This window comes from Acidovorax sp. GW821-FHT10E03 (genome assembly GCF_059415205.1).
The window spans coordinates 190,112-210,886 of sequence record NZ_JBWKMU010000002.1 but is presented as its reverse complement, the minus strand read 5'-3'; the positions used below and the strand labels follow the sequence as shown (position 1 = coordinate 210,886).

Genomic DNA, 20,775 nt, shown 5'->3' with positions numbered 1-20,775 from the left:
AGAAGCTGTGCCTTTTGCACTCGCTGGGTTCAAGGGACTCGGCGCGTCCTACTGGCAGATAGCCGATGCTTCCGCGGAGAGGTCATTGAAAACCGAGTACTGGCAGGTCCATTGATTGGGTGCGGAAGGGTATCCCCCTTCGAAATAGCTGCCACCGCGCCCCGCGGTGATGCGGCAGCCGCCGCTGACCACGGTCTTGCCCGCCGCGCAAGTGGCGGTCAACTGGACGTCCGCTGGATCGTCGGGGGGAGTGTGATTCACCAGCAGCCAGCTCCCGAGGGCGGTCGTGGTGGTGAGCGTCACTGTTCCAGCACCCGATGCTCCCGTCGCGCCCGTGGCTCCGGTTGCACCCGTTGCGCCGATCGCCCCGGTGGGACCCGCCACGCCTTGAACCCCCTGGATGCCTTGCGGTCCCTGAGGTCCGGCAACGACGCTGTCAGCGCCCGTGGCACCCGTGGCTCCGGTGGCGCCTGTCGGTCCCGTGGTGCCGGTGGCACCTGTGGCGCCTGTCGGGCCGGTGGCCCCCGTCACGCCGGTGGATCCCGTGGGTCCTGCTGCTCCCGTCACACCGGTCGCACCGGCAGCACCCGTGACCCCCGTGGGCCCTGTCACTCCGATCGCTCCGGTGGGTCCCGTGGGGCCGGTGGCGCCAGTCGCCCCGGTACCGATGCCCCCTGCACAGGGCCCCAGGCGGCCGGTGGGCCCGTCAAAGCAGGTGAGATTGTTGTTGGGTGTTGCGCCGAGCAGGCCAGGGGCCCGCACTTCGCCGCTGTCCTGCACGCGGAAGCGTTCCTGGGTGCCCGTGGAGTTCTTGATCACGAACCCGCCGCCGCTGGGGACGGTGGCGGAGATGTCGGCGGCCAGGGCCGTGGGGCTGTGCACGGCGTAGACGGCGCCCAGGGCAACGATCAGAGGCAGGGAGTGGAAGCGGTATTTCATTGTGTGGTGTTCCTGGCCTCAGTCAATCAAATGTACTGCGCTGTGCGGCTGCGGCGGTGCCGCCAGAAGGCCGCCATGCCCATCAACAGTGCCAGCAGCATCAGGCCGTACTCGCTCAGTGTGGGGATGCTGGTGGCAACCGCTGCGCCGCCGATCTGCACGTTGCCTGCCACGGAGGCGAAGCTCTGGTTCACCGTGGCGCCGGGGGCCAGGTTGATGACTGCCGTGCCGCCGCCCGAGGAGACCAGCTGGATGTTCTGCCCTGGTGCGCCCTGCAGCGTCAGGGTGCCGAGCACGGTGATGTTGGTGCCTGCGGGGATGACAAAGGTGCGGCCTGTGGCGCTGGACAGGGTCAGGTTCTGGAAGACCATGGTGCCTGACAGCTGGCTGGTGTTGCCGGTGCAGCCGTCCGTGAGGGCCACCGTGCCATTTCCGGCGTTGAAGGTGCCGGTGCTGCTCAGGTCACCGCCTACCGCGAGCACGCCGGAGCCTCCGTTGAAGGTGCCGGTGCCTGCCACATTGAGGTTGCTGGTGGTCGAGAACTGGCCCGCGATGATGTTCAGCGAGCCCTCCACCTCCACGGAGAGGCACCCCATGTCCATGGAGCCACCCGGCACGTCGAACGAACCTCCGGAGGGAATGACGAGTTGTGCCCAGGCGGGTGCGGCCAGGCCACAGCAAAGCATGGCCACGGCGGCCAGTTGGCGGACTATCGATTTCACGGATCTCCCTCTGCGTCTGCACCCTTGAACCAAGAGCTCGGCGCATCTGATGTTGGCGGGACTGGCTGCGATCCGGCACTGGACCGGGGCTGGCGAATCCCGAGGCGCTTGTTTGATGGTGGATGATCATCAATATTTGCAATGATTGCAAACAATATTTAACAGTCGTCTATGGCCGCTGACGGCGGCTACCAGTCTTCCTTTACCGCCAGAACGGCATCCCTTCCCGCCGCGGCGCGTCCAGCGAGCCACGCCGTGAGGGTGCCGGATGCGGCCACGGCCATGCACAGGGCGCCCAGCCGTCCCACCGGAACCGCCAGGTCCATGGTCCAGTGAAAGCTCTGCGGGTTGACCACGTGCACCAGGACCACTGACACGGCCAGGCCCAGCAGCAGGCCCGCCATCGCGCCCACACCCGTCCAGGCGGCGCCTTCGCCGGCCACCACGGCCAGGATCTGGCGGCGCGTGAGGCCCAGGTGCGCGAGCAGGCCGAACTCCTTGCGGCGCGCCAGGATCTGGGCGCTGAAGCTGGCGGCCACGCCAAAGAGCCCGATGCCGATCGCCACCGCCTGCAGCCAGTAGGTGACCGCGAAGCTGCGGTCGAAGATGCGCAGCGAGCGCGCGCGGATCGTGCCGGAGGAGACGAACTCCACCAGCGCCGCCGGCTGCAAGTCAGCCAGGGGCGCGGCGTCCGCCGCACCCGCCCTCCGGGGTTCGCCGGCATGCGCTGCGGCCACGGCCTGGATGGATTCCTGCAAGGCCTGCAGATCGGCCCCTTCACGGGGCCACAGGGCCAGATCGCTGGTGCGGGCATCACCGGTCAGGCGCAGCCAGACCGCACGGTCCATCACCACTGCGCCCGATTGCCGGGCATAGTCGCGCCAGACGCCTGCTATATAAAAGATAGCTTCCTGCGCTTTATCACCAAGGGCGGGAGGGCTGAAAGCCCTGGAGAGGGCTGGCCATTCCATGCCCGGGCGCATGCCATACAGGTCCACCACCGCCTCGCTCACGTACACCCCGGTGTACCCTGCGGGCACGGGCAGCGCATCGCCCACCAGGGGCAGCTGGCGCGCGGGATCATTGCCCAGCGGGCGGCTGATGACCGTGAGCGCGGGACGGGCGGCATCGAGCTGCAGCGGACTGGCCCGCAGGGGTTGAACGCGCTCCAGCCCGGGCAGCTGGGCGACCGCCTCCGCAAAGCCGGCGGGCAGCAGCGCGGCGTCGCTGCCCGGGGCGTTGATGGCCGGGCGCACATACAGGGGCGAGGGCAGCACCGCGTCCAGCCACTGCGTGACCGAGCCGCGAAAGCTCGACACCATCACCGTCAGCGCGACCGCCAGGCTCAGGCTGGCCACCACGCCCCCCACGGCGATGGCCGCCGTGCCGCGCATGCGCCGCGCACGCTCCACCGCCAGCAGTGGCAGGGCATGGCGTGCGGCCAGCGGCTGCAGGCGGCGCAGCAGCCAGGCCATGCCCCAGGGCAGCAGGGCAATGCCGCCGACGAGCAGCAGGCCGATGGCCGCATAGGCCGCCAGCGGTATGCCAAAAACAGGTGGCGCCATGGCCAGCAGCGCACCCGTTGCGGTCAAGATGAGTCCCATCGCGCCATTGGCGGATTGCCGGGATGCCGTGCCCAGGCCCTTGAGCGTCTGCGCGGGCGGCAGCGCCTGCGCGGCACGCGCGGGCCACCAGCCGCCCACCAGCGCGGCCACCACGCCCAGGGCGCCATAGGCCAGGGCCGCCGGGGCGCTCCATTGCAGCGCGGGCTGCACGCCCGCGAAGTAGCCGCCGCCCAGGTCGCCGCCCAGCAGCCGCAGCGCGGCGGCGGCCAGGGCCGAGCCCAGTGCGATGCCGGCGGCGCTGCCCACCAGCCCCAGCGTGGCCGACTCGGCCAGGACCAGCCACAGGCGCTGGCGCGGCGTTGCGCCCAGCACGGCCAGCAGCGCGAACTGCGGCGCGCGCTGCGCCACGCTGAGCGCCAGCACCGAGAACACCAGGAACGCCCCCGTGAACAGCGCCACCAGCGCCAGCACGGTGAGGTTCACCCGGTAGGCGCGCGAGAGGTTGCCGATGCGCTGGGCCGCGTCGCCTGGCTGGGCGAACACCACATCGGCGGGCCAGCCCGGCAGGGCGCGCACGGCCTGCTCCCAGGCGCTGCGGTCCGTGCCGGGCTGCAGCTGGATGTCGATGCGGCTCAACTGCCCCGTGCGGCCAAACAGGTCCTGCGCGGCGCCGATGTCCATCACCGCCAAGGGGGCGCCGCCGGCCGCCACCGTACCGGCCACGTGCACCGTCCACTGCCGCAGGCCGGCCTGCAGCAACAGCCGCGGCGCAGGGCCGGTGGGGATTGCTGGCAGCCCCAGCGCCTGGAGCGCGGCGGCGTTGAGGAACACCGTGGCGGGGGCGAAGACCGCGAGGCGATCGGCGCCCGGCCACGGCCGGGGCATCAGCGCGGGCGCCATCGTGGGCACCAGCAGCGCATCGGCGCCCAGCACCCGCAGCGGCGTGCCGGGCGGCGGGGGCGCTGGCGGCGCTTCGGCATCCTGCCGCACGGCGGCCCGTGCCACCGCCGCCAGCTCCAGCAGCGGACTGGCCCGCGCCACCTGAGGATGGGTGGCGAGCTGCCCGTACAACGCCTCGGGCAGGCTGCCCTGCATGGCGCGCAGCTCCAGGTCGGGCTGGCCGTTGACCGCCCGCACCGCCTGCGAGAACTCGTCCAGCGCGGACGCATTGATCACATGCACCGCAAAGGCCAGCGCCACGCCCAGCATCACCGCGGTCACGGCCGCGGCGCTGCGCCAGGGATGGTGGCGCAGATCCTGCCAGGAGAAGGTGCGAAGCAGTGCGAGCATGGCGGGATTGTGCGGCCTGGCCTTGCCCGAACGCATTGAAAAGGATCCGGGAACACCGCGCCCTTAAGCTGGCCCACAGCCAGCGCATGCGACCATGCCGCCATGGCACCCGCCCCGTGGTGCCGCTCAGGGAGGCGATGGAATGGCATGCTGTGATGGAACCCTTCTCCCGGCGTCCCGCCTGGCGCGGCACATCCTCGCCTCGGGAGTGCTGTGGATGGCGCTGGCGGGACATGCCGCCCCGCCGCCAGGCTTCGACTGGTCGGGACCCGCGGACACCATGGCCGCTGCCGCGCTGGGCCCGTTGCGCGGCGCCGCCGAAGTGGGGGTATGGCACGGTGGCCAGGCCCGTTTCGGCACGGCCCGCAACCGTGTGGCAGAAGCACCTGCCCAGGCGCTGTTCGAGGTGGGCTCGATCAGCAAGGTGTTCACCGGCCTGCTGCTGGCGCAGGCGGTGGAGCGTGGCGACATGGCGCTGGACGACACGCTGGGCGGGCTGCTCAATGGCACGCCCGCACTGGCGCCGGCCTTGCCCGTCCCGGTGGCCGCCATCACCCTGCGCCAGCTGGTCACGCACACCTCCTGCCTGCCACGCCTGCCGGCGGACTTCCGCCGCGATTCGGACGCCGCCAACCCCTATCTGCGCTACCACCGCCCCCGCCTGTGGCAGGCCTTGGCCGATGCACGCCTGGCGCAGTCGCCGCCGTGCGCGGGCGTGTACAGCAACCTTGGCTTTGCGGTGCTGGGCGAGGTGCTGGCGCAGCGCTATGGCCTGCCCTGGGCCACGCTCGTGCACGAGCGCATCACCGGCCCGCTGGGCATGCAGGACACGGTGCAGTCGCTGGGCGGCAAGGCGCCGCGCCTGGCTGCGCCACATGAAGGCGAGACGCCGGTGTCGGTGTGGGAGTTCGATGCCTTTGCCGGTGCGGGGGCCCTGCGCTCCACGGCGGCCGACATGCTGGTGTTCAGCCGCGCGCTGCTGGCCGGCGCGCAGGGGCCCCTGGGCCCGGCGGCCGAGCGCCTGTTCACGCCGCTGGCGGACCACGACGGCGGCCAGATCGGCTACGCCATCATGCTGCGCGAGCGCGACGGGCTGCGCACCTGGCTGCATGGCGGCGGCACGGGGGGCTTTCGCAGCGTATGGCTGCTGGCACCCGACCGGGGCGAGGCGGTGATCGCCCTGGTGGCCAACGCACGGGCCGCGCAGCAGGATGTGATGACGCCGCTGCTGGCGCTGCGCTACTCCGTGCCGCCCGGCCAGCCCGCCACCGACGCGGCTGCGTTGGCGCCGTACGAAGGGGTCTACCGCGCGTCGCCTGCGGTGGCCCTGAGCCTGGCCCTGGTGGATGGCCAGCTGCAGCTGCGGCCCACTGGCGGTGTGTTCGAGCCGCTGCAGGTGCTGGGGCCCGACGCCTTCACGCAGCCCGCATCGGGCCGGCAGCTGCGCTTCGAGCGCGACAAGGAAGGGCGGCCCGCGGTGCTGCGCTACACGCGTTTTGGCGCGCGCTTGACGGCCCTGCGCGCGGAGGAACCGCTGGTTGGCCTTGCGCCGCCACAGTCGGACGAGGTGCTGGCCCCGTACCTGGGTCGCTACCGCCTGCGCGGCGGAAATGTGCTGGATGTGCAGGCCACGGGTGGCCGCCTGCAGGTGCGCCTGGGCTCCCAACCGCGCTACACGGTGTACCCGCTTCCCGGCCAGCAGGACCGGTTTGCGTACGACGCGGTGCGGGCGGAACTGGAGTTCGAGCGTTATTCCAGCGGCGAGGTGCGTGCCGTGGTGCTGCACCAGAACGGGCGCTTCCGCGCGCCCCGCCTCGAACCGTGATGCGGGTGTTGCGGGTCAGCCGCTCGCGCTGATGCCGTCGCTGCGCAGCCGCAGCACCCGGTCGGCGCGGGCGGCAGCGGCATCCGAATGCGTGACCAGTACCAGCGACGCCCCATGCCCGCGTGTCTGCGCGAGCAGCAGGTCCATCACGCGGGCGGCGGTGGTGGGGTCGAGGTTGCCGGTGGGTTCGTCGGCCAGCAGCAGGGCGGGGCGATGGACCAGCGCGCGGGCGATGGCCACGCGCTGCAGCTGCCCGCCGCTCAGTTGTTGCGGCAGGCGCGCGCCCAGTGCGCCCATGTCGACGGCGTCCAGCATCTGCTGCACACGCGCCGGGTCGTTGCGGCCCAGCAGCATCAGCGGCAGGGCCACGTTCTGTGCCACGTCCAGGTGCGGCAGCACATGGAAGGCCTGGAAGACAAAGCCCACGTGGGCGCGGCGCCACAGGGCGCGCCCCGTGTCGTCGAGCTCGCCCAGGTCGGTGGTGCCGTGGGTGATGCGACCGGTGTCCCAGCTGTCCAGCCCGGCCAGGCAGTTGAGCAGGGTGGACTTGCCTACGCCCGAGTCGCCCACGATGGCCACGAATTCGCCGGGCGCCACGGTGAACTGCACCTGGGCGAAGACCGGCGTGTCGCCGTAGCGCTTGCCCAGCTGTTCGGCGCGCAGCAGCGTCATGGCGTGGCCTGCTCGCGCTGCGCGAGCCGCCGCAGCACGGCCTGCACGAGCCGGGCCGTGGCGTCGGGCTGGTCGCACGCAATGGTGTAGCGCCCCGGCATGCCGCGCAGCCAGGTGATCTGGCGCTTGGCGAGCTGGCGCGTGGCGGCAATGCCGCGCTCGCGCAGGTGGGCCAGGTTCAGGGGCGTGCCGGGTGCGCGGGTGGCCTGGAAGTCCAGCTCTTCCCACGCCTGGCGGTAGCCCACGCAGCGCATGGAGGGCAGGTCCGGATGCAGGTCGCCGCGTGCGCGCAAGGTCCGCACTTCGTCGAGGAAACCTCCAGCGAGCATGGCGTCAAAGCGCTGGGCAATGCGGGCGTGGAGCCAGGCGCGGTCCTCCGGTTCCAAGGAAAAGAGGGCTGTAGCGCTTGCTGGATCTGCGCCTGAAGCTCTCTTTTTTGTAGTGTGAAAGCTCGACAGGGGCTGGCCGGAGACATGCCACACCTCCAGCGCGCGCTGGATGCGCTGGCTGTCGGCAGGCGCCAGGCGGGCGGCGGTCACGGGGTCGACCGCCGCCAGTTCCGCATGCAGCGCGGGCCAGCCCAGTTCGGTGGCCCGCGCTTCGATCCGCGCGCGCACGGCGGGGTCGGCGGCGGGCATGTCGTCGATGCCGTCGAACAGCGCCTTGAAGTACAGCATGGTGCCGCCCACCAGCAGGGGCAGCGCGCCGCGCGCGCGGATCTCGCCGATGAGCCGCGCCGCGTCCTGCACGAACTCGGCCGCGCTGTAGGCCTGCAGCGGGTCGCGGATGTCGATGAGGTGGTGCGGCGCGGCGGCGCGTTCCTCGGGGGCGGGCTTGGCGGTGCCGATGTCCATGCCCCGGTAGACCAGGGCGGAGTCGACGCTGATGATCTCCACCGGCACGCCCTGGCTGCCCAGCACGGCGGCCAGCGCGAGCGCGCCCGCCGTTTTGCCGGAAGCCGTGGGACCTGCCAGGGCGATGGCGGGCAGCAGGGGCTCGGGCAGGGTCACGCGCGGGCTCCGAACTTCTGCACCAGCGTCCACGAGATGAGCGCCAGCGCGGCCGACCAGAACCAGATGCCGTTGACCAGGGGCCACACGGTGCCGTCCAGGCGCGCGCCCAGCCAGCCGCCGATGGCAAAGGCGGCCAGCATCATCATGAAACCATTGAGCGCCGACGCCACGCCCGCCGCCTGCGGAAACGGGCCGACAGCGCCGCTTTGCCCGCAGGGCTGGTGGATGCCGTGGCCCAGCATGAAGAGATAGAAGGGCAAGGTCAGCGCCCAGGGCTGGTGCCAGCCCAGGTGCGCCACCAGCGCCATCAGCGTGCCGCCGCTGATGCTCAGTGCCCCCGCGATGGCCACCGTGCGCTGCAGGCCGAAGCGGGCCAGCAGGCTGCGGCACAGGAAGGTGCCGCCAAAGTAGGCCAGGCAGGCAGACGCCATGGTCCAGCCGTACTGCGTGCGGGTGAGGCCCAGCACGTCGATGTAGACGAACGAAGAGGCTGCCAGGAAGGTGAACAGGCCGCCGTAGGTGGCCGTGGTCTGCAGCGAGAACGCCCAGAAGGTGGGGTGGCGCAGCACCTGCATCCAGGTGCCCAGCAGCACGCGCGGCTGCAGTGCCTGCGGGTTGCGCCGCGCCAGGGTCTCGGGCATGCGCAGCGCCACCAGGGCCAGCGTGACGACGGCATACACCGTGAGCGCCAGCAGCGCCGCGCGCCAGCCCAGCCATTCGCTGAGCAGCCCGCCCATGGGCGCGCAGATGCAGGCCACGATGCCCAGCCCCGTGAGCGCCTTGGACATGGCGCGCGCGCCGTCGAGCGGCGTGTACAGGTCGCGCACGATGGCCCGCGCGCACATCACCACCGCGCCCATCGCGGCGCCCTGGGCGATGCGCCACACAATGAGCAGCGCCATGGTGGGTGCAAATGCGCTGCCCAGCGATGCCAGGGTGTAGATGCCGAGCCCCGCCAGCAGGATGGGCCTGCGTCCGAAGCGGTCCGACAGCGGCCCCCATACCATCTGCGAGCAGCCAAACGCCAGCAGCAGGCCGCTGAGCGTGAGCTGCGCGGCCGCCATGGGTGCGCCCAGGCTGCGCGTGAGGGCAGGCAGGGCGGGCAGGTACAGGTCGGTGGTGACGGGCTGGATGGAGAGCAGCAGCGCGAGCACCAGGATGGCCAGGCCGGGCTGGATGGAGGCGGAAGCAGCCGTGGGCACGGCGGTGGCGGAGGGGGCAGACATATCTGTCTGAGGGTACCAGATGGGGCATGGGCGCCTTGCCGGGCGGGGCTTGTGAGAGATGGTGAGAGTTGGTGTGTGACGCGCGTCGCGCGGGTGACAGGGCGCGGGGCCGGTGGCGCAGCACCATGGTGGTGCGGCTGGCCGGACCCAGGCCGCCGCACAACAACACACAACACAACAAGCCAGGAGACATCCCATGCACAAGATCACAACCCGCCGAGGGTCCCAGGGCTGGCGCCCCGCCATGACCACCCGGCTGCGCAGTGCGCTGGCGCTGGCCGCCCTGGGCACCGCCCTGGCCGCCCAGGCACAGGCCCCGGCCCTGCCCGCGCCAGAGAGCGTGACGCTGGACAAGCTGGGCTACATGACCACCTTCCCGCCCGAGGGCGCGCAGCGTGTGGACCTGAGCAATTCTTTCAAGTACCCCCAAATGCGCTGGGCGCTGCAGCACCTGCGCGAGCTGCAGCCCACGCACAACATCCGCCGGGGTGGGGCGGCTGCATCGGCCCTGCCTGCAGACCCCAAGCCCCTGGGCGGCGTGGTGTTTGATGACGACAAGGGGCAGCCCATCACGGTGGACCAGTGGCTCACCCGCACCTACACCGATGCGCTGGTGGTGGTGCACAAGGGCCGCGTGGTGTACGAGCGCTACGACAACCAGATGAAGCCGTACACGCCGCACCTGCTGTTCTCGGTCACCAAGTCGTTCACCGGCCTCATGGCCGCGCAACTGGCGCACGAGGGCAAGATCGACCCCAGCGCGCTGGTCACCAAATATGTGCCGGAGCTGGCCGACTCGGCCTGGGGCGACATGAAGGTGCGCGAGGTGATGGACATGACGGGTGCCGTGCGTTTCCGCGAGGTCTACACCGACCCCACGACCGAAATTTTTGGCTACAGCTGGTCCAGCGGCATGCTGCCACGCCCGCCGGGCTACCAGGGGCCGACCACTGTGTATGACTTCCTGAAGACGCTCAAGAAGGAAGGCGAACACGGCGCGGGTTTTGTGTACCGCACCGTGCATTCCGAGGTGCTGGGCTGGATTGTTTCGCGCGCCACCGGCAAGCACTGGGCCGAGCTGATGAGCGAGAACATCTGGCAGAAGCTGGGCATGGAAGAAGACGCCCACGTGATGGTGGACAGCGTGGGCACGCCGCTGCAGGGCGCAGGGCTCAATGCCACGGCGCGCGACCTGGCGCGGTTTGGCGAAATGCTGCGCCTGGGCGGCAGCTACAACGGCCAGAAGATTTTTGACAAGGCCGTGATCGACGATACCGCCAAAGGCGGCGACCGCGAGAAGTTCAAGATGGGCGGCATGGCGTTTCGCCCCGGCTACAGCTATCGCAACCAGTGGTGGGTGCTGCACAACGCCGATGGCGCCTGGGAGGCCGCGGGCATCCACGGCCAGTTCATCCATGTGAACCCGGCTGCCGAGATGGTGGTGGTCAAGCTCTCGTCGCACCCGGTGGCGGGCGCGGGCTTCACCCACCCGCTCACGCTCAAGGCCTGGGCCGCGCTGGCGCAGGCGGTGCGGCGCTGAGGTTGCAGCGCCTGAGCTTCGACCTTGGCGCTTACTTCAGCTTGAAGAGGGCCACCATGGCCTCGCGGTAGAGGCCCTGGCCCACGGCGTTGGTGGTGTGGTGCGAACCACCCTCCACCAGCACAAACCGCTTGGGCTCGGCCGCCGCCTCGTACAGCTTGCGGCCCAGGCTGGGCAGGATGAGGCTGTCTTCGCTGCCATGCACCACGAGCAGGGGCGAGCCGATTTCGGAGACCTTGCGCACGGATTCGAAACGCTGGGTGATGAGGGCCGACACGGGCAGCCACCCCCATTTGAAGGTGCTGACCACCTCGGGGATGCTCGTGAACGTGCCTTCGACGATGGTGCCCTGCTCGTCGGGGACCTGGCGGGCCAGGTCGATGGCGATGGCCCCGCCCAGCGAGTGCCCGAAGATGTAGCGCGGCGTGCCCGGCGCCTGGCGGGCGAGCCAGTCCCAGGCGGCGCGGGCGTCCTCGCCGGCCGTGACCTCGGAAGGCAGCGCGGCGCTGCTCTGGCCGAACCCCCGGTAGTCGATGGCGAGCACCGAGAACCCCAGTTCCTGCATGCGGCGCACGCGGCCGGACGAGCCCGCCACGTTCCAGCGCGCCCCGTGCAGGTACAGCATCACGGGGGCGTCCGCGCGCGCATGGGCCAGCCACAGGCCGTGCAGCCGGCCAGGCTGGCCGGTGGCCTCGGACTGGAAATCGATCCACACGTCCTGCATGTCCTCGGTGGACTGGGGGCCGCCCCAGCTGCGGTCGCTGGGCTGGAAGATCCACTCGCGCTGCTTGGCGTCGAGGGTGGCGCAGCCCGCCGAGACGGCGATGGCCAGCGCCAGGGAGATCAGGAGGGGGGTGCGTTTCATGGAAAGGAGAGAGTCGCCATCGTGCCGGAAAGTTCTCGCACGGAAAGCAGGGTTTGTGCCCATCTTCCCGCAGAGCCCGCCAACTGCCCGGCAACTGCCCTTCTTTTCACCGCTTCTGAAACGTTTCCCGAAGAAAGGTCAGACCACGCCCTGCGCCAGCATCGCGTCGGCCACCTTGACGAAGCCCGCGATATTGGCGCCGTCCACGTAGCTCACGCTGCCGTCGCTGCGCTTGCCATAGTGCAGGCACGCGGCATGGATGCCCTGCATGATCTGCAGCAGCCGCGCATCGACCTCTTCGCGGGGCCACGACAGGCGGGCGGCGTTCTGGCTCATCTCCAGGCCCGAGGTCGCCACGCCGCCGGCGTTGCTGGCCTTGCCGGGGGCGTAGAGCACGCCTGCCGCCTCGAAGGCCTTGGCGGCATCGATGGTGGAAGGCATGTTGGCGCCTTCCGCCACGCAGACCACGCCGTTCCTGATCAGGGTGGCGGCGTCCTGGGCGTCCAGCTCGTTCTGCGTGGCGCAGGGCAGGGCCACGTCCACGGGCACGTGCCAGGGGCGCACACCGGCCTCGAAGCGGGAGCCCGTGCGGGCTGCGTAGTCGCTCACGCGGCCATACAGGTGGTTCTTCACCTCCATCAGCTCGGCCAGCTTCTGCGGGGTGAAACCGGCCTCGTCCACGATGGTGCCGCTCGAATCCGACACGGTGACCACCTTGGCGCCCAGCTGCAGGGCCTTTTCGACCGCGTACTGCGCCACGTTGCCCGATCCCGAGACCGAGACGCGCATGCCGTCGAGCGAGCGGCCCCGGGATTTGAGCATCTCCTGCGCGAAATACACGGTGCCATAGCCCGTGGCCTCGGGGCGGATCAGCGATCCGCCGAACGACAGGCCCTTGCCGGTGAACACGCAGTCCGCCCGGTTGCTGAGTTTCTTCATCATGCCCGCCATGAAGCCCACCTCGCGGCCGCCCACGCCGATGTCGCCCGCCGGCACGTCGGTGTCGGCACCCACGTGGCGGAACAGCTCGGAGACGAAGGCCTGGCAAAAACGCATGACTTCACCGGGGCTCTTGCCCTTGGGGTCGAAGTCGGAGCCGCCCTTGCCGCCGCCCATGGGCAGCGTGGTCAGCGCGTTCTTGAAGGTCTGCTCGAACGCCAGGAACTTGAGCACCGACAGGTTCACCGAGGGGTGAAAGCGCAGGCCGCCCTTGTAGGGGCCGATCGCCATGCTGTGCTGGATGCGGTAGCCGCGGTTGACCTGCACGGTGCCATGGTCGTCCACCCACGACACGCGGAACATCACGATGCGCTCGGGCTCGACGAGCCGCTCCAGCAGGCCATGCTCGGCATAGCGGGGGTGCTGGGCGATGAACGGCCACAGGCTTTCCATGACTTCAGTGACGGCCTGCAGGAATTCGGGCTGACCCGGATTGCGGTGGGCCACGTGGGAAAGGAAGCTGCCTGCGGACTCGTATTTCATGTTCAAAAAGCTTTCTGCGTCAAAAAGCAGGCAATGGCGCGCTGCAACATCGAATTATGTTCAAAAGTTATACGTTTATGCGCATGCCTATGCACAATGGTGGGGAATGTGGCGGGTGAGTTGCCATATGTTGGTGCGGCGGGGGGCTGGCGTGGGCTGTCACCGGCGCGCAAAACGGGAGTCATCGCCTTGTCACAGGCGGCGGCCACAGTTCGGCGGTTCTAAACACAACGAGGAGAAGAGCATGCACATTCCTGGTGCGAAGTTGGGTGCGCTGGCCTTGCTGGCCACGCTGGCGGCCTGCGGCGGCAACGATGACAACCCCTATCCCACGCTGAATGGCGACAAGCCGCTCGTGATCGGCCACCGGGGGGCCGCCGGTTACCTGCCCGACCATACGCTCGAGGGCTACAAGCGGGCCATCGACATGGGCGCCGACTTCATCGAACCCGACCTGGTGGCCACCAAGGACGGCGTGCTCGTGGCGCGCCACGAACCCAACATCACCGGCACCACCGATGTGTCCACCCGCGCCGAGTTCGCGGGCCGCAAGACCAAGAAGATGGTGGATGGCGTGGAGGAAGAGGGCTGGTTCGTGTCGGATTTCACCCTGGCCGAGATCAAGACCCTGCGCGCCGTCCAGCCCCTGTCGGACCGCGACCAGTCGCACAACGGCAAGTACCAGATCCCCACCCTGGAAGAAGTGCTGGACCTCGCCAAGAACGAAGGCGCCAAGGCCGGCCGCACCGTGGGCGTGTACCCCGAGACCAAGCACCCCACCTTCCATGCCAAGCTGGGCCTGCCGCTGGAAGACCGCCTGCTCGCCACGCTGGCCAAGTACGGCTACACCGCCAAGAGCTCGCCGGTCATCGTGCAGTCGTTCGAGGTGTCCAACCTCAAGTACCTGCGCACCAAGACGCAGATCCGCCTGGTGCAGCTGGTGGACGCGAACGACGTGAACCCCGACGGCAGCATGGACCTGACCGCCCCCTACGACAAGCCCTACGACTTTGCCGTGGCCGGCGACGCGCGCACCTTCGCCAGCCTGCTCACCCCCGCGGGCCTCAAGGAGGTCAAGACCTATGCCGACGGCATCGGCCCCTGGAAGCCGTACCTCATCCCCTCCAAGCAGGTGGACGCCAACAAGGACGGCAAGGCCGATGACCTCAATGGCGACAGCAAGATCGACGAACGCGACCGCGTGATGATGGCGCCCACCGATGTGGTGAAGAATGCCCACGCCGCGGGCCTGATGGTCCACCCCTACACCTTCCGCAGTGAGGCCAAGCGCCTGGCCTCGGACTTCAAGGGCGACCCCAAGGCCGAGTACAAGCTGTTCTACAACCTGGGTGTGGACGGCGTGTTCAGCGACTTCCCGGACACCGCCAAGGCAGCGCGCGACAACTGATGGGTTGTGACCGTGCTGGCTGACGGTGGTCCTCACAAAAAAGCGCCGTAAGGCGCTTTTTCAATTCTGCATGGTTGCGAATTAATTGATATGGGGTACTGTCTTCTCGAAAATGAAAATGACCTCTTCCTTGTTCTTGATGATCAGTCGAATTTCGAATGCAAGATTATAAATATTTTTGATTTTTGAGAACATCTCCATCATGCCATCCATTGTCCAGGCATGAAAGTGAATGCTGTAGTTGGAGGTGTTCAGTTCTCTGGAAATCTCGCTTTCGAATTGAGCCAGCGAATCTCCTGATCGGCGTGGGAAAAGTCCTTTGTCCATGCCGTTGGCTGCAAAGATCTTCGCAAATTCTGCATAGGCGAGTTCTCTCGACCAGCTTGGCCCTTCTTCATAGTCTCTATGAATGTGCTCAAAGGGCGTCTGGTTTCTTATGCTGTCAAAGCTGTGGCGCATCTCCGGCAAGCTTAGATACAGAATTCCACTGTGTTTCAAGATTCTCAGCATGTTCTTGAAGCCCTTGACTGGATCTTCAAAATGCTCAAGAACGTGATTTGCAATAACAAAATCTTGCGAATAATCTCCCAATTTCGAAAGACACTCGCCATCATCCACGATGTCGGGCCGAACTACGGCGTTTAAATCAACGCCGAAATCGCTCATTGAAAGGCCAGCCACTTTGTGGTTGGCATCGAGATCGTCGATGTTGTATTTGTCGACGTAAGTGACCTGGGCTGTTGGCGGGACGGGAAGTGGCGAGGCAAAAGCACCTATTTCAATTCCATGGCCGGAAATAAAATTGTCAGCTACCGTCTTTCGCACCTCCGTCATGGAACCACAGAGCGAACTTTTCGCTGTTGTAGTCGGAATTTTGCTTTTCTCACGAAGATCGAATTCGATTTGCATGAGCTTGTTTTGAATGCTCTGTGTTCCGAGCAGTCTGCGGATGAATGTAATGACTGAGTGCAGCAAGATTTAAGGTCCGTATTCGAATGCCCAGAAAATGCGTTGCCCGACTGTCAACGCCGGGGCGCGCTATTGCAGATTCAATTTTTTGAAAATATGGAAGATGTTGATCGGAGGTGAGGGAAGATTGGGTTTGCTTGCGGTAATTCTGTGCTATTTACGGTTTTTTTTGAAAAAGCTCCGTGTACATCCGCATTATTCGTGTCGCGCTGGGTGGATCGCTGGTGCATGTGGTTTTGACTCGGTAGTGCGTAGCTCATAAGGCTGAATCCTGAGCTTTCCGTGATTGGGTTCCCGTAGCTGTAGTGTTGCCGAAACACGCGCTGCTGGGCTGATGCTTTGTATCCGGCATCTCCCAAACCCTTCTGTCGGCTAAAGTACCGCCTTTATAAATCAACAGCTTGCGGCCCTGAACCGAGAACAAATCTTGCCTATGAATGCACCGCCTACCACCCTGCCACTGCGCTCCATCCGGCCTGGCGACTGGATTGCAGTGCTGATCCTGCTCGCCTTGAGTGTCCTTCAACTTTACTACTGTGACTTGACCTTTCACGGACCGGACCAGATTCGAGACATGGAAACGGTGCGCCAGTGGTTGCACCAGGGCCAATGGCCCCAAAGCAGTACCCCGTTCAACGGGCGTCTGTACTTTCCGCCGGGGTTCTACTATCTGCTGGGATTGCCCCTGCTGGTCATTGATAGCGAAATCAGCATCTTCGTCGCTTTTGGCCTGTTTTATGTGGCTTGCATCGGGTACGCATGGTACACACTGAGCCGGAGCCTGGGAGAACGCATCGCGCTGGCCTATTTGGTGTTGTGCATGCCGATTTTCGGGAGCGTCTACACCCACAGTGCCTGGAACCCCGCGCTGGTGATGGGTCTCTCCAGCTTGGTGCTGACACTGTGGGTGCAGGCACTGCAACAGCCTCGTCAGGGATGGTTTGCGTTGGTGCTGGCAATGTTTGTGCTATTGCAGATACATCCCTCGGCCGCACCGCTGGGTGTTGCACTGGGTCTGTATGCGCTGGTCCACCCGGCGGTGCTCAGGCACCGCGCCACCTGGGCCTCCATTGCCATCGTGGCGGCGCTCAGCGCCCTGTGGGCGGCCTGGGCTCAGCCCTGGAACATCCCACGCGTCGTTGCCGCTCCGCCCCCACCCACCCCGGGTGGCTGGTCCGCGTTGCCCGGCAGAATTCTCGATGCAGGCAAGTGGTGGGACGCACTGGCCATGCCTTACCACATGGTCGCGGGTATTAGCCCCGCTATTCCGGCGGTCACGGCCGCTGCGGCCGCGCTGCTGGGGGTCATGCTCGTCGGCGTGGCATTGGGGCTGGTGCACGCCATGCGCGCGCGCGCCATGCGCTGGGTGGCATTCGCGCTGGTGCTGTGGTGGGTCATGGCGATCGCGCTCTTGTCCCATGGAGCCTTCTGGCATCTGGATGTGATCCAGCCCTGGCTGGCCCTGGTTGCAGCCTATGGCTGGGCACGCACCAGCGAGCAATGGAACTGTTCTCCTTCGCCATGGCGGTGGTGTGCCGCTGGGGTCGGTGCCCTGGCCCTGGGTGGGCAGGTGGGGCTGTACCGGCAGTTCGAGGCACAGGGCCGGATTGACGTGTCAGCCAACGCATCGTTCTTTCCACGCATACAGGGCGTGGAACGCCTGATTCCCTCTTTCAGCTACCGGTATCTGCATGCTATGCAAACCTATTTGCAGACCGAAGGCATCTGCCAAAACCAATTGCGCGGCCTGTACTGGATGCTGGCGCGCGATATGACCAATCGCCAGTTCGATGCGCGTTGCCGCGACTCCGCCGGATACGCATCCGCCCTGCAATACCTGATCGAACCCACCCACCCCACCATGCCCTGGGCGCTAACGGGGGGACTGACTCCTGTGGCCAAGCTGCCCGGTGCCTCGGTGTATGCCTTGGCGCCATTGCCACTGCACATCAATGGGCGCGAGGGAGGAAATGTCTTTTCTGACGAAAAGGCAGACTACATGACATTTTTACCCGCCCGGCACGATCAGGGCATCAAGGTGCAGATCAATGCGCAAGGCCCTACGGTGCTCCGTGTTTCGCTGCGTTGTACCGACGAAACAACTTTGCGCCTGCCGGACAGCTGGACGCTGGCACACGCCACATCCATGGCGCCGCCGCGCGCAAGTCAAGTCAAGTACTTGGGCAGCAATTACTACACGTTTGAGTGGACTCTGCAGCCAGCCCAGGCCCACACTCCGATGACGCTGGCCACCCCACCGGTCGTGACTCACTGCGATGTGTCGGCCGCGGCGCGTGCTTTGTCATAGCGCGCCGCCGTGCACATGGTGAGGAATTGAGGTATTGGAGAAACCTTTGTCGCGGCCCATGATGGGGCTGCAGCGCCAAGGCTGCTGCTCAATGTGCTTACCTAGCGCCCGCGCAGAAACAGCGCGTCCAGTTCCTTCATGCTCAGCTGCCGCCAGGTGGGCCGCCCGTGGTTGCACTGGTCCGACCGGTCCGTGGTTTCCATCTGCCGCAGCAGGGCGTTCATCTCGTCGATGGTGAGCCTGCGGTTGGCGCGCACGGCGCCGTGGCAGGCCATGGTGCCCAGGATTTCGTTGCGTGCGCGCTGCACCACGGTGGTGGCGTCGTGCGCGGCCAGTTCGGCCAGCACGCTGCGGGCCAGTTCCACCGGGTCGCCCTGGGCCAGGGTGGTGGGCACGGCGCGCACGGCCAGCGTCTTGGGCGAGAAGGGCACCACTTCCATGCCCAGCATGGCCAGCACCTCGGCGGATGCCTCGGCCGTGGCCACTTCCTCGGGCGTGGCGGCGAAGGTGGCCGGGATCAGCAGCGGCTGGCTGGCGATGCGGGCGTCGCCATCCACCTGGGCCTTGAGGCGCTCGTAGACGATGCGCTCGTGGGCGGCGTGCATGTCCACGATGACCATGCCCTGGGCGTTCTCGGCCAGGATGTACACGCCATGCAGCTGGGCCACCGCGCGGCCCAGGGGCCAGGTGGTCTCGCTGCCGGCTGGCCCGCGGGCGGTCGCTGGCGGCACGGAAGGGGCGCCGGGCACCGCGCCGCCGGCGGGGGCGGCCGCGGGGCCGTTGCCGTGCGGGGCATCGGCCGTGCCCGGCAGGGGCTGCGATGGCGCCGCAATGGGCAACACGGCGGCTGGCGCGTCATGGCCCATGGGCCCGGTCTCCCTCCTGGGGGCCCACAGCGCCTGCAGGTCGGCCACGTGGTGGCCACGCTCTTCAAATTTGATAGCTGACTGCGCTTGCCAGTGAAGGGCTGGAGGCTGATTGGGCCTGAAGTCCTCGGTGGGGCCCTGCGCCGTGGCGCCCGCGTCTGGCGCGGCTGCCCCCGCAGCAGCCGCAGCGACGGCCGCGAGCGCGGCGGCGCGCGGTGCGGCCAGCGCGTTTTCCACGGCATGGCGCACGGCCTGGTGCACCTCGCGGCTGTCCCGAAAGCGCACCTCGATCTTGGTGGGGTGCACGTTCACGTCCACGCGGGCCGGGTCGATCTCGACATACAGCGCATAGATGGGCTGCTTGTGGCCGTGCAGCACATCCTCGTACGCGCTGCGGGCGGCATGGGTGAGTACCTTGTCGCGCACGAAGCGGCCGTTCACGTAGCAGTACTGGTGGTCGGGGCGCGAACGGGCGGCGTCGGGCAGGCCCGCGCGGCCGGTGACGGTGACGGGGCCCACGCGGTGCTGCACGGCCACGGATTGCGTGACGAAGTCCTCGCCCAGCACGTCGGACAGGCGGCGGGCCAGCGCGTCCTGGGCATCCCCCTGTCCGGGCACGAAGGTGGCGCGCCACTGCTCCACCAGCTTGCCTTCGTGCCAGATGGCAAAGCCCACATCCGGCCGCGCGAGAGCATGGCGCCGCACCGATTCGATGCAGTGCGCGAGTTCGGTGGCGTCGGTCTTCAGGAACTTGCGGCGCGCGGGGGTGGAGAAGAACAGCTCCTTCACCTCCACCGTGGTGCCGGTGCTGCGCGCGGCCGGGCGCAGCTCGCCGCTGCGTGCGTCCAGCAGGAAGGCATTGGGTTGCGCCGCCGGGCGCGAGAGCAGGGCCATCTCCGACACCGAGGCAATGGCGGCCAGCGCCTCGCCCCGAAAGCCCATGGTGGCCACGGTCTCCAGGTCGTTCAGGCTGGTGATCTTGCTGGTGGCATGGCGGCGCAGCGCCACGGGCAATTCTGCGTGTGGAATGCCCCCGCCGTCGTCTTCCACGGTGATCAGGCGCACGCCGCCAGCCGACAGGCGCACGGTGATCTGCGTGGCGCCCGCGTCCAGCGCGTTGTCCACCAGTTCGCGCACCACGGAAGCGGGGCGCTCGACCACCTCGCCGGCGGCGATCTGGCTGATGAGCTCATCGGGCAGGTCGCGGATGGGGCGCCGGGCCGTGGCGATGGGGGTGGTGGCGGGCTGCGCCGCCGCGAGGAGGGGGGTGGTGTCGTTCACCCGTGGGATTTTAGGGCGGGGGCCGCGCAGGGGTATCGGGCCGGGGCGGGGCCTGATGGGGATAATGCGCCCACCTTTTTGCTGCCCGGCGTCCGGACCCGCCCTTCCATGGAACTTGTCACTTTTCTCATCGACTTCATCCTGCACGTGGACAAGTACCTGGAGGCCTTCGTACAGGCCTACGGCATGTGGGTGTACGCCCTGCTGTTCGCCATCGTGTTCGTCGAGACAGGGCTGGTGGTGATGCCGTTCCTGCCGGGCGATTCGCTGCTGTTCATCGTGGGCGCGCTGTGCGGCGCGGGGATGATGAGCTTTCCGCTGGCCTGCGCGGTGCTGCTGGCGGCGGCCATCCTGGGCGACCAGTGCAACTACTCGCTGGGCCGCTATTTCGGGCCCAAGGTGTTCCAGTGGGAAAACTCGCGCTGGTTCAACCGCCGTGCGTTCAACCAGGCGCATGACTTTTACGAGCGCTATGGCGGCATCACCATCGTGATCGCTCGCTTCATGCCCTTCATCCGCACCTTCGCGCCGTTCGTGGCGGGTGTGGCGGAGATGGGCCGCGCCAAGTTCACCGCGTTCAACGTGGGGGGCGCGCTCCTGTGGGTCCTGGGCATCTGCTCGGCGGGGTATTTCTTTGGCAACTTTGCCTGGGTCAAGGAGAACCTGGACAAGATCATCTGGGCCATGATCTTCATCCCCGGCCTGATCGCCATCTTTGGTGCCTGGCGCGCCGGGCGGCAGGCCAGGACCGCACCTTGACCTTGAATCAACGGGTGCTATGAAAAAAGAAGCTGCCAGCGCTTG

General features: G+C 67.5%; 15 protein-coding genes. 5 read left to right on the top strand and 10 right to left on the bottom strand.

Annotation, left to right across the window (positions count from 1 at the left end; genetic code table 11):
• Nucleotides 1–48: 48 nt before the first annotated feature.
• From AC07OD_RS04110 to AC07OD_RS04100, 3 genes are all read right to left on the bottom strand, one after another.
• Complete coding sequence (locus AC07OD_RS04110) at nt 49–939, bottom strand: collagen-like protein (RefSeq protein ID WP_218295495.1); 891 nt, start codon at nt 937–939, stop codon at nt 49–51.
• A 26-nt stretch (nt 940–965) separates the two neighbouring features.
• Nucleotides 966–1,661, bottom strand: a complete 696-nt coding sequence (locus AC07OD_RS04105; protein ID WP_370627799.1) for an IPTL-CTERM sorting domain-containing protein — start codon at nt 1,659–1,661, stop codon at nt 966–968.
• Between the two features lie 188 nt (nt 1,662–1,849).
• Nucleotides 1,850–4,516, bottom strand: coding sequence for an ABC transporter permease (locus AC07OD_RS04100; protein ID WP_494595279.1), 2,667 nt, complete (start codon nt 4,514–4,516; stop codon nt 1,850–1,852).
• Nucleotides 4,517–4,658: 142 nt separating this feature from the next.
• On the opposite strand from AC07OD_RS04100, the gene AC07OD_RS04095 reads away from it, so the two are divergent.
• Nucleotides 4,659–6,341 (top strand): serine hydrolase, encoded by a 1,683-nt coding sequence (locus tag AC07OD_RS04095; protein WP_494595277.1) that lies wholly within the window; start codon nt 4,659–4,661, stop codon nt 6,339–6,341.
• Nucleotides 6,342–6,356: 15 nt separating this feature from the next.
• On the opposite strand, the gene AC07OD_RS04090 is transcribed toward AC07OD_RS04095, so the two are convergent.
• The 3 genes from AC07OD_RS04090 to AC07OD_RS04080 are packed head-to-tail and all read right to left on the bottom strand — an operon-like array spanning nt 6,357 to nt 9,252.
• On the bottom strand, nt 6,357–7,013 hold the full coding sequence (locus AC07OD_RS04090) for an ABC transporter ATP-binding protein (RefSeq protein ID WP_218295492.1): 657 nt from the start codon (nt 7,011–7,013) through the stop codon (nt 6,357–6,359).
• Nucleotides 7,010–8,017: a tRNA (adenosine(37)-N6)-dimethylallyltransferase MiaA gene (miaA, locus tag AC07OD_RS04085; RefSeq protein WP_494595594.1), complete on the bottom strand. Its 1,008-nt coding sequence runs from the start codon at nt 8,015–8,017 to the stop codon at nt 7,010–7,012. Before miaA ends, AC07OD_RS04090 begins: the two co-directional genes overlap by 4 nt.
• 2 nt (nt 8,018–8,019) lie before the next feature.
• Complete coding sequence (locus AC07OD_RS04080) at nt 8,020–9,252, bottom strand: multidrug effflux MFS transporter (RefSeq protein WP_218295491.1); 1,233 nt, start codon at nt 9,250–9,252, stop codon at nt 8,020–8,022.
• Between the two features lie 244 nt (nt 9,253–9,496).
• Between AC07OD_RS04080 and AC07OD_RS04075 the strand changes: the two genes are divergently transcribed.
• On the top strand, nt 9,497–10,792 hold the full coding sequence (locus AC07OD_RS04075) for a serine hydrolase domain-containing protein (RefSeq protein ID WP_218340292.1): 1,296 nt from the start codon (nt 9,497–9,499) through the stop codon (nt 10,790–10,792).
• A 31-nt stretch (nt 10,793–10,823) separates the two neighbouring features.
• On the opposite strand, the gene AC07OD_RS04070 is transcribed toward AC07OD_RS04075, so the two are convergent.
• Both AC07OD_RS04070 and gdhA read right to left on the bottom strand, forming a co-directional pair.
• Nucleotides 10,824–11,657: an alpha/beta hydrolase gene (locus AC07OD_RS04070; RefSeq protein ID WP_218340174.1), complete on the bottom strand. Its 834-nt coding sequence runs from the start codon at nt 11,655–11,657 to the stop codon at nt 10,824–10,826.
• Nucleotides 11,658–11,795: 138 nt separating this feature from the next.
• Nucleotides 11,796–13,139, bottom strand: a complete 1,344-nt coding sequence (gene gdhA / locus AC07OD_RS04065; RefSeq protein ID WP_218340175.1) for an NADP-specific glutamate dehydrogenase — start codon at nt 13,137–13,139, stop codon at nt 11,796–11,798.
• Nucleotides 13,140–13,383: 244 nt separating this feature from the next.
• Here gdhA and AC07OD_RS04060 point away from each other — a divergent pair, with 244 nt between their 5' ends.
• The gene (locus AC07OD_RS04060; RefSeq protein ID WP_494595273.1) at nt 13,384–14,547 is read left to right on the top strand and encodes a glycerophosphodiester phosphodiesterase; all 1,164 of its coding nucleotides are present in this window, start codon (nt 13,384–13,386) and stop codon (nt 14,545–14,547) included.
• An 81-nt stretch (nt 14,548–14,628) separates the two neighbouring features.
• Here the strand turns inward: AC07OD_RS04060 and AC07OD_RS04055 are convergent, their stop codons facing one another.
• Entirely contained in the window at nt 14,629–15,456 is an 828-nt protein-coding gene (locus tag AC07OD_RS04055; RefSeq protein ID WP_218295487.1) for a methyltransferase domain-containing protein, read from the bottom strand.
• A 493-nt stretch (nt 15,457–15,949) separates the two neighbouring features.
• Here AC07OD_RS04055 and AC07OD_RS04050 point away from each other — a divergent pair, with 493 nt between their 5' ends.
• The gene (locus AC07OD_RS04050) at nt 15,950–17,824 is read left to right on the top strand and encodes a glycosyltransferase family protein (protein WP_494595271.1); all 1,875 of its coding nucleotides are present in this window, start codon (nt 15,950–15,952) and stop codon (nt 17,822–17,824) included.
• A 101-nt stretch (nt 17,825–17,925) separates the two neighbouring features.
• On the opposite strand, the gene mutL is transcribed toward AC07OD_RS04050, so the two are convergent.
• Nucleotides 17,926–19,971, bottom strand: coding sequence for a DNA mismatch repair endonuclease MutL (mutL, locus tag AC07OD_RS04045; RefSeq protein WP_494595270.1), 2,046 nt, complete (start codon nt 19,969–19,971; stop codon nt 17,926–17,928).
• A 108-nt stretch (nt 19,972–20,079) separates the two neighbouring features.
• On the opposite strand from mutL, the gene AC07OD_RS04040 reads away from it, so the two are divergent.
• Complete coding sequence (locus AC07OD_RS04040) at nt 20,080–20,730, top strand: DedA family protein (RefSeq protein ID WP_218295484.1); 651 nt, start codon at nt 20,080–20,082, stop codon at nt 20,728–20,730.
• Nucleotides 20,731–20,775 lie beyond the last annotated feature (45 nt).

Coding starts and splice junctions, on each gene's coding strand:
- AC07OD_RS04080 (WP_218295491.1), bottom strand. CDS start 9,252: ATGTCTGCCCCCTCCGCCACCGCCGTGCCCACGGCTGCTTCCGCCTCC.
- AC07OD_RS04095 (WP_494595277.1), top strand. CDS start 4,659: ATGGCATGCTGTGATGGAACCCTTCTCCCGGCGTCCCGCCTGGCGCGG.
- AC07OD_RS04090 (WP_218295492.1), bottom strand. CDS start 7,013: ATGACGCTGCTGCGCGCCGAACAGCTGGGCAAGCGCTACGGCGACACG.
- AC07OD_RS04100 (WP_494595279.1), bottom strand. CDS start 4,516: ATGCTCGCACTGCTTCGCACCTTCTCCTGGCAGGATCTGCGCCACCAT.
- AC07OD_RS04070 (WP_218340174.1), bottom strand. CDS start 11,657: ATGAAACGCACCCCCCTCCTGATCTCCCTGGCGCTGGCCATCGCCGTC.
- gdhA (WP_218340175.1), bottom strand. CDS start 13,139: ATGAAATACGAGTCCGCAGGCAGCTTCCTTTCCCACGTGGCCCACCGC.
- AC07OD_RS04110 (WP_218295495.1), bottom strand. CDS start 939: ATGAAATACCGCTTCCACTCCCTGCCTCTGATCGTTGCCCTGGGCGCC.
- AC07OD_RS04050 (WP_494595271.1), top strand. CDS start 15,950: ATGAATGCACCGCCTACCACCCTGCCACTGCGCTCCATCCGGCCTGGC.
- AC07OD_RS04040 (WP_218295484.1), top strand. CDS start 20,080: ATGGAACTTGTCACTTTTCTCATCGACTTCATCCTGCACGTGGACAAG.
- AC07OD_RS04060 (WP_494595273.1), top strand. CDS start 13,384: ATGCACATTCCTGGTGCGAAGTTGGGTGCGCTGGCCTTGCTGGCCACG.
- AC07OD_RS04055 (WP_218295487.1), bottom strand. CDS start 15,456: ATGCAAATCGAATTCGATCTTCGTGAGAAAAGCAAAATTCCGACTACA.
- AC07OD_RS04075 (WP_218340292.1), top strand. CDS start 9,497: ATGACCACCCGGCTGCGCAGTGCGCTGGCGCTGGCCGCCCTGGGCACC.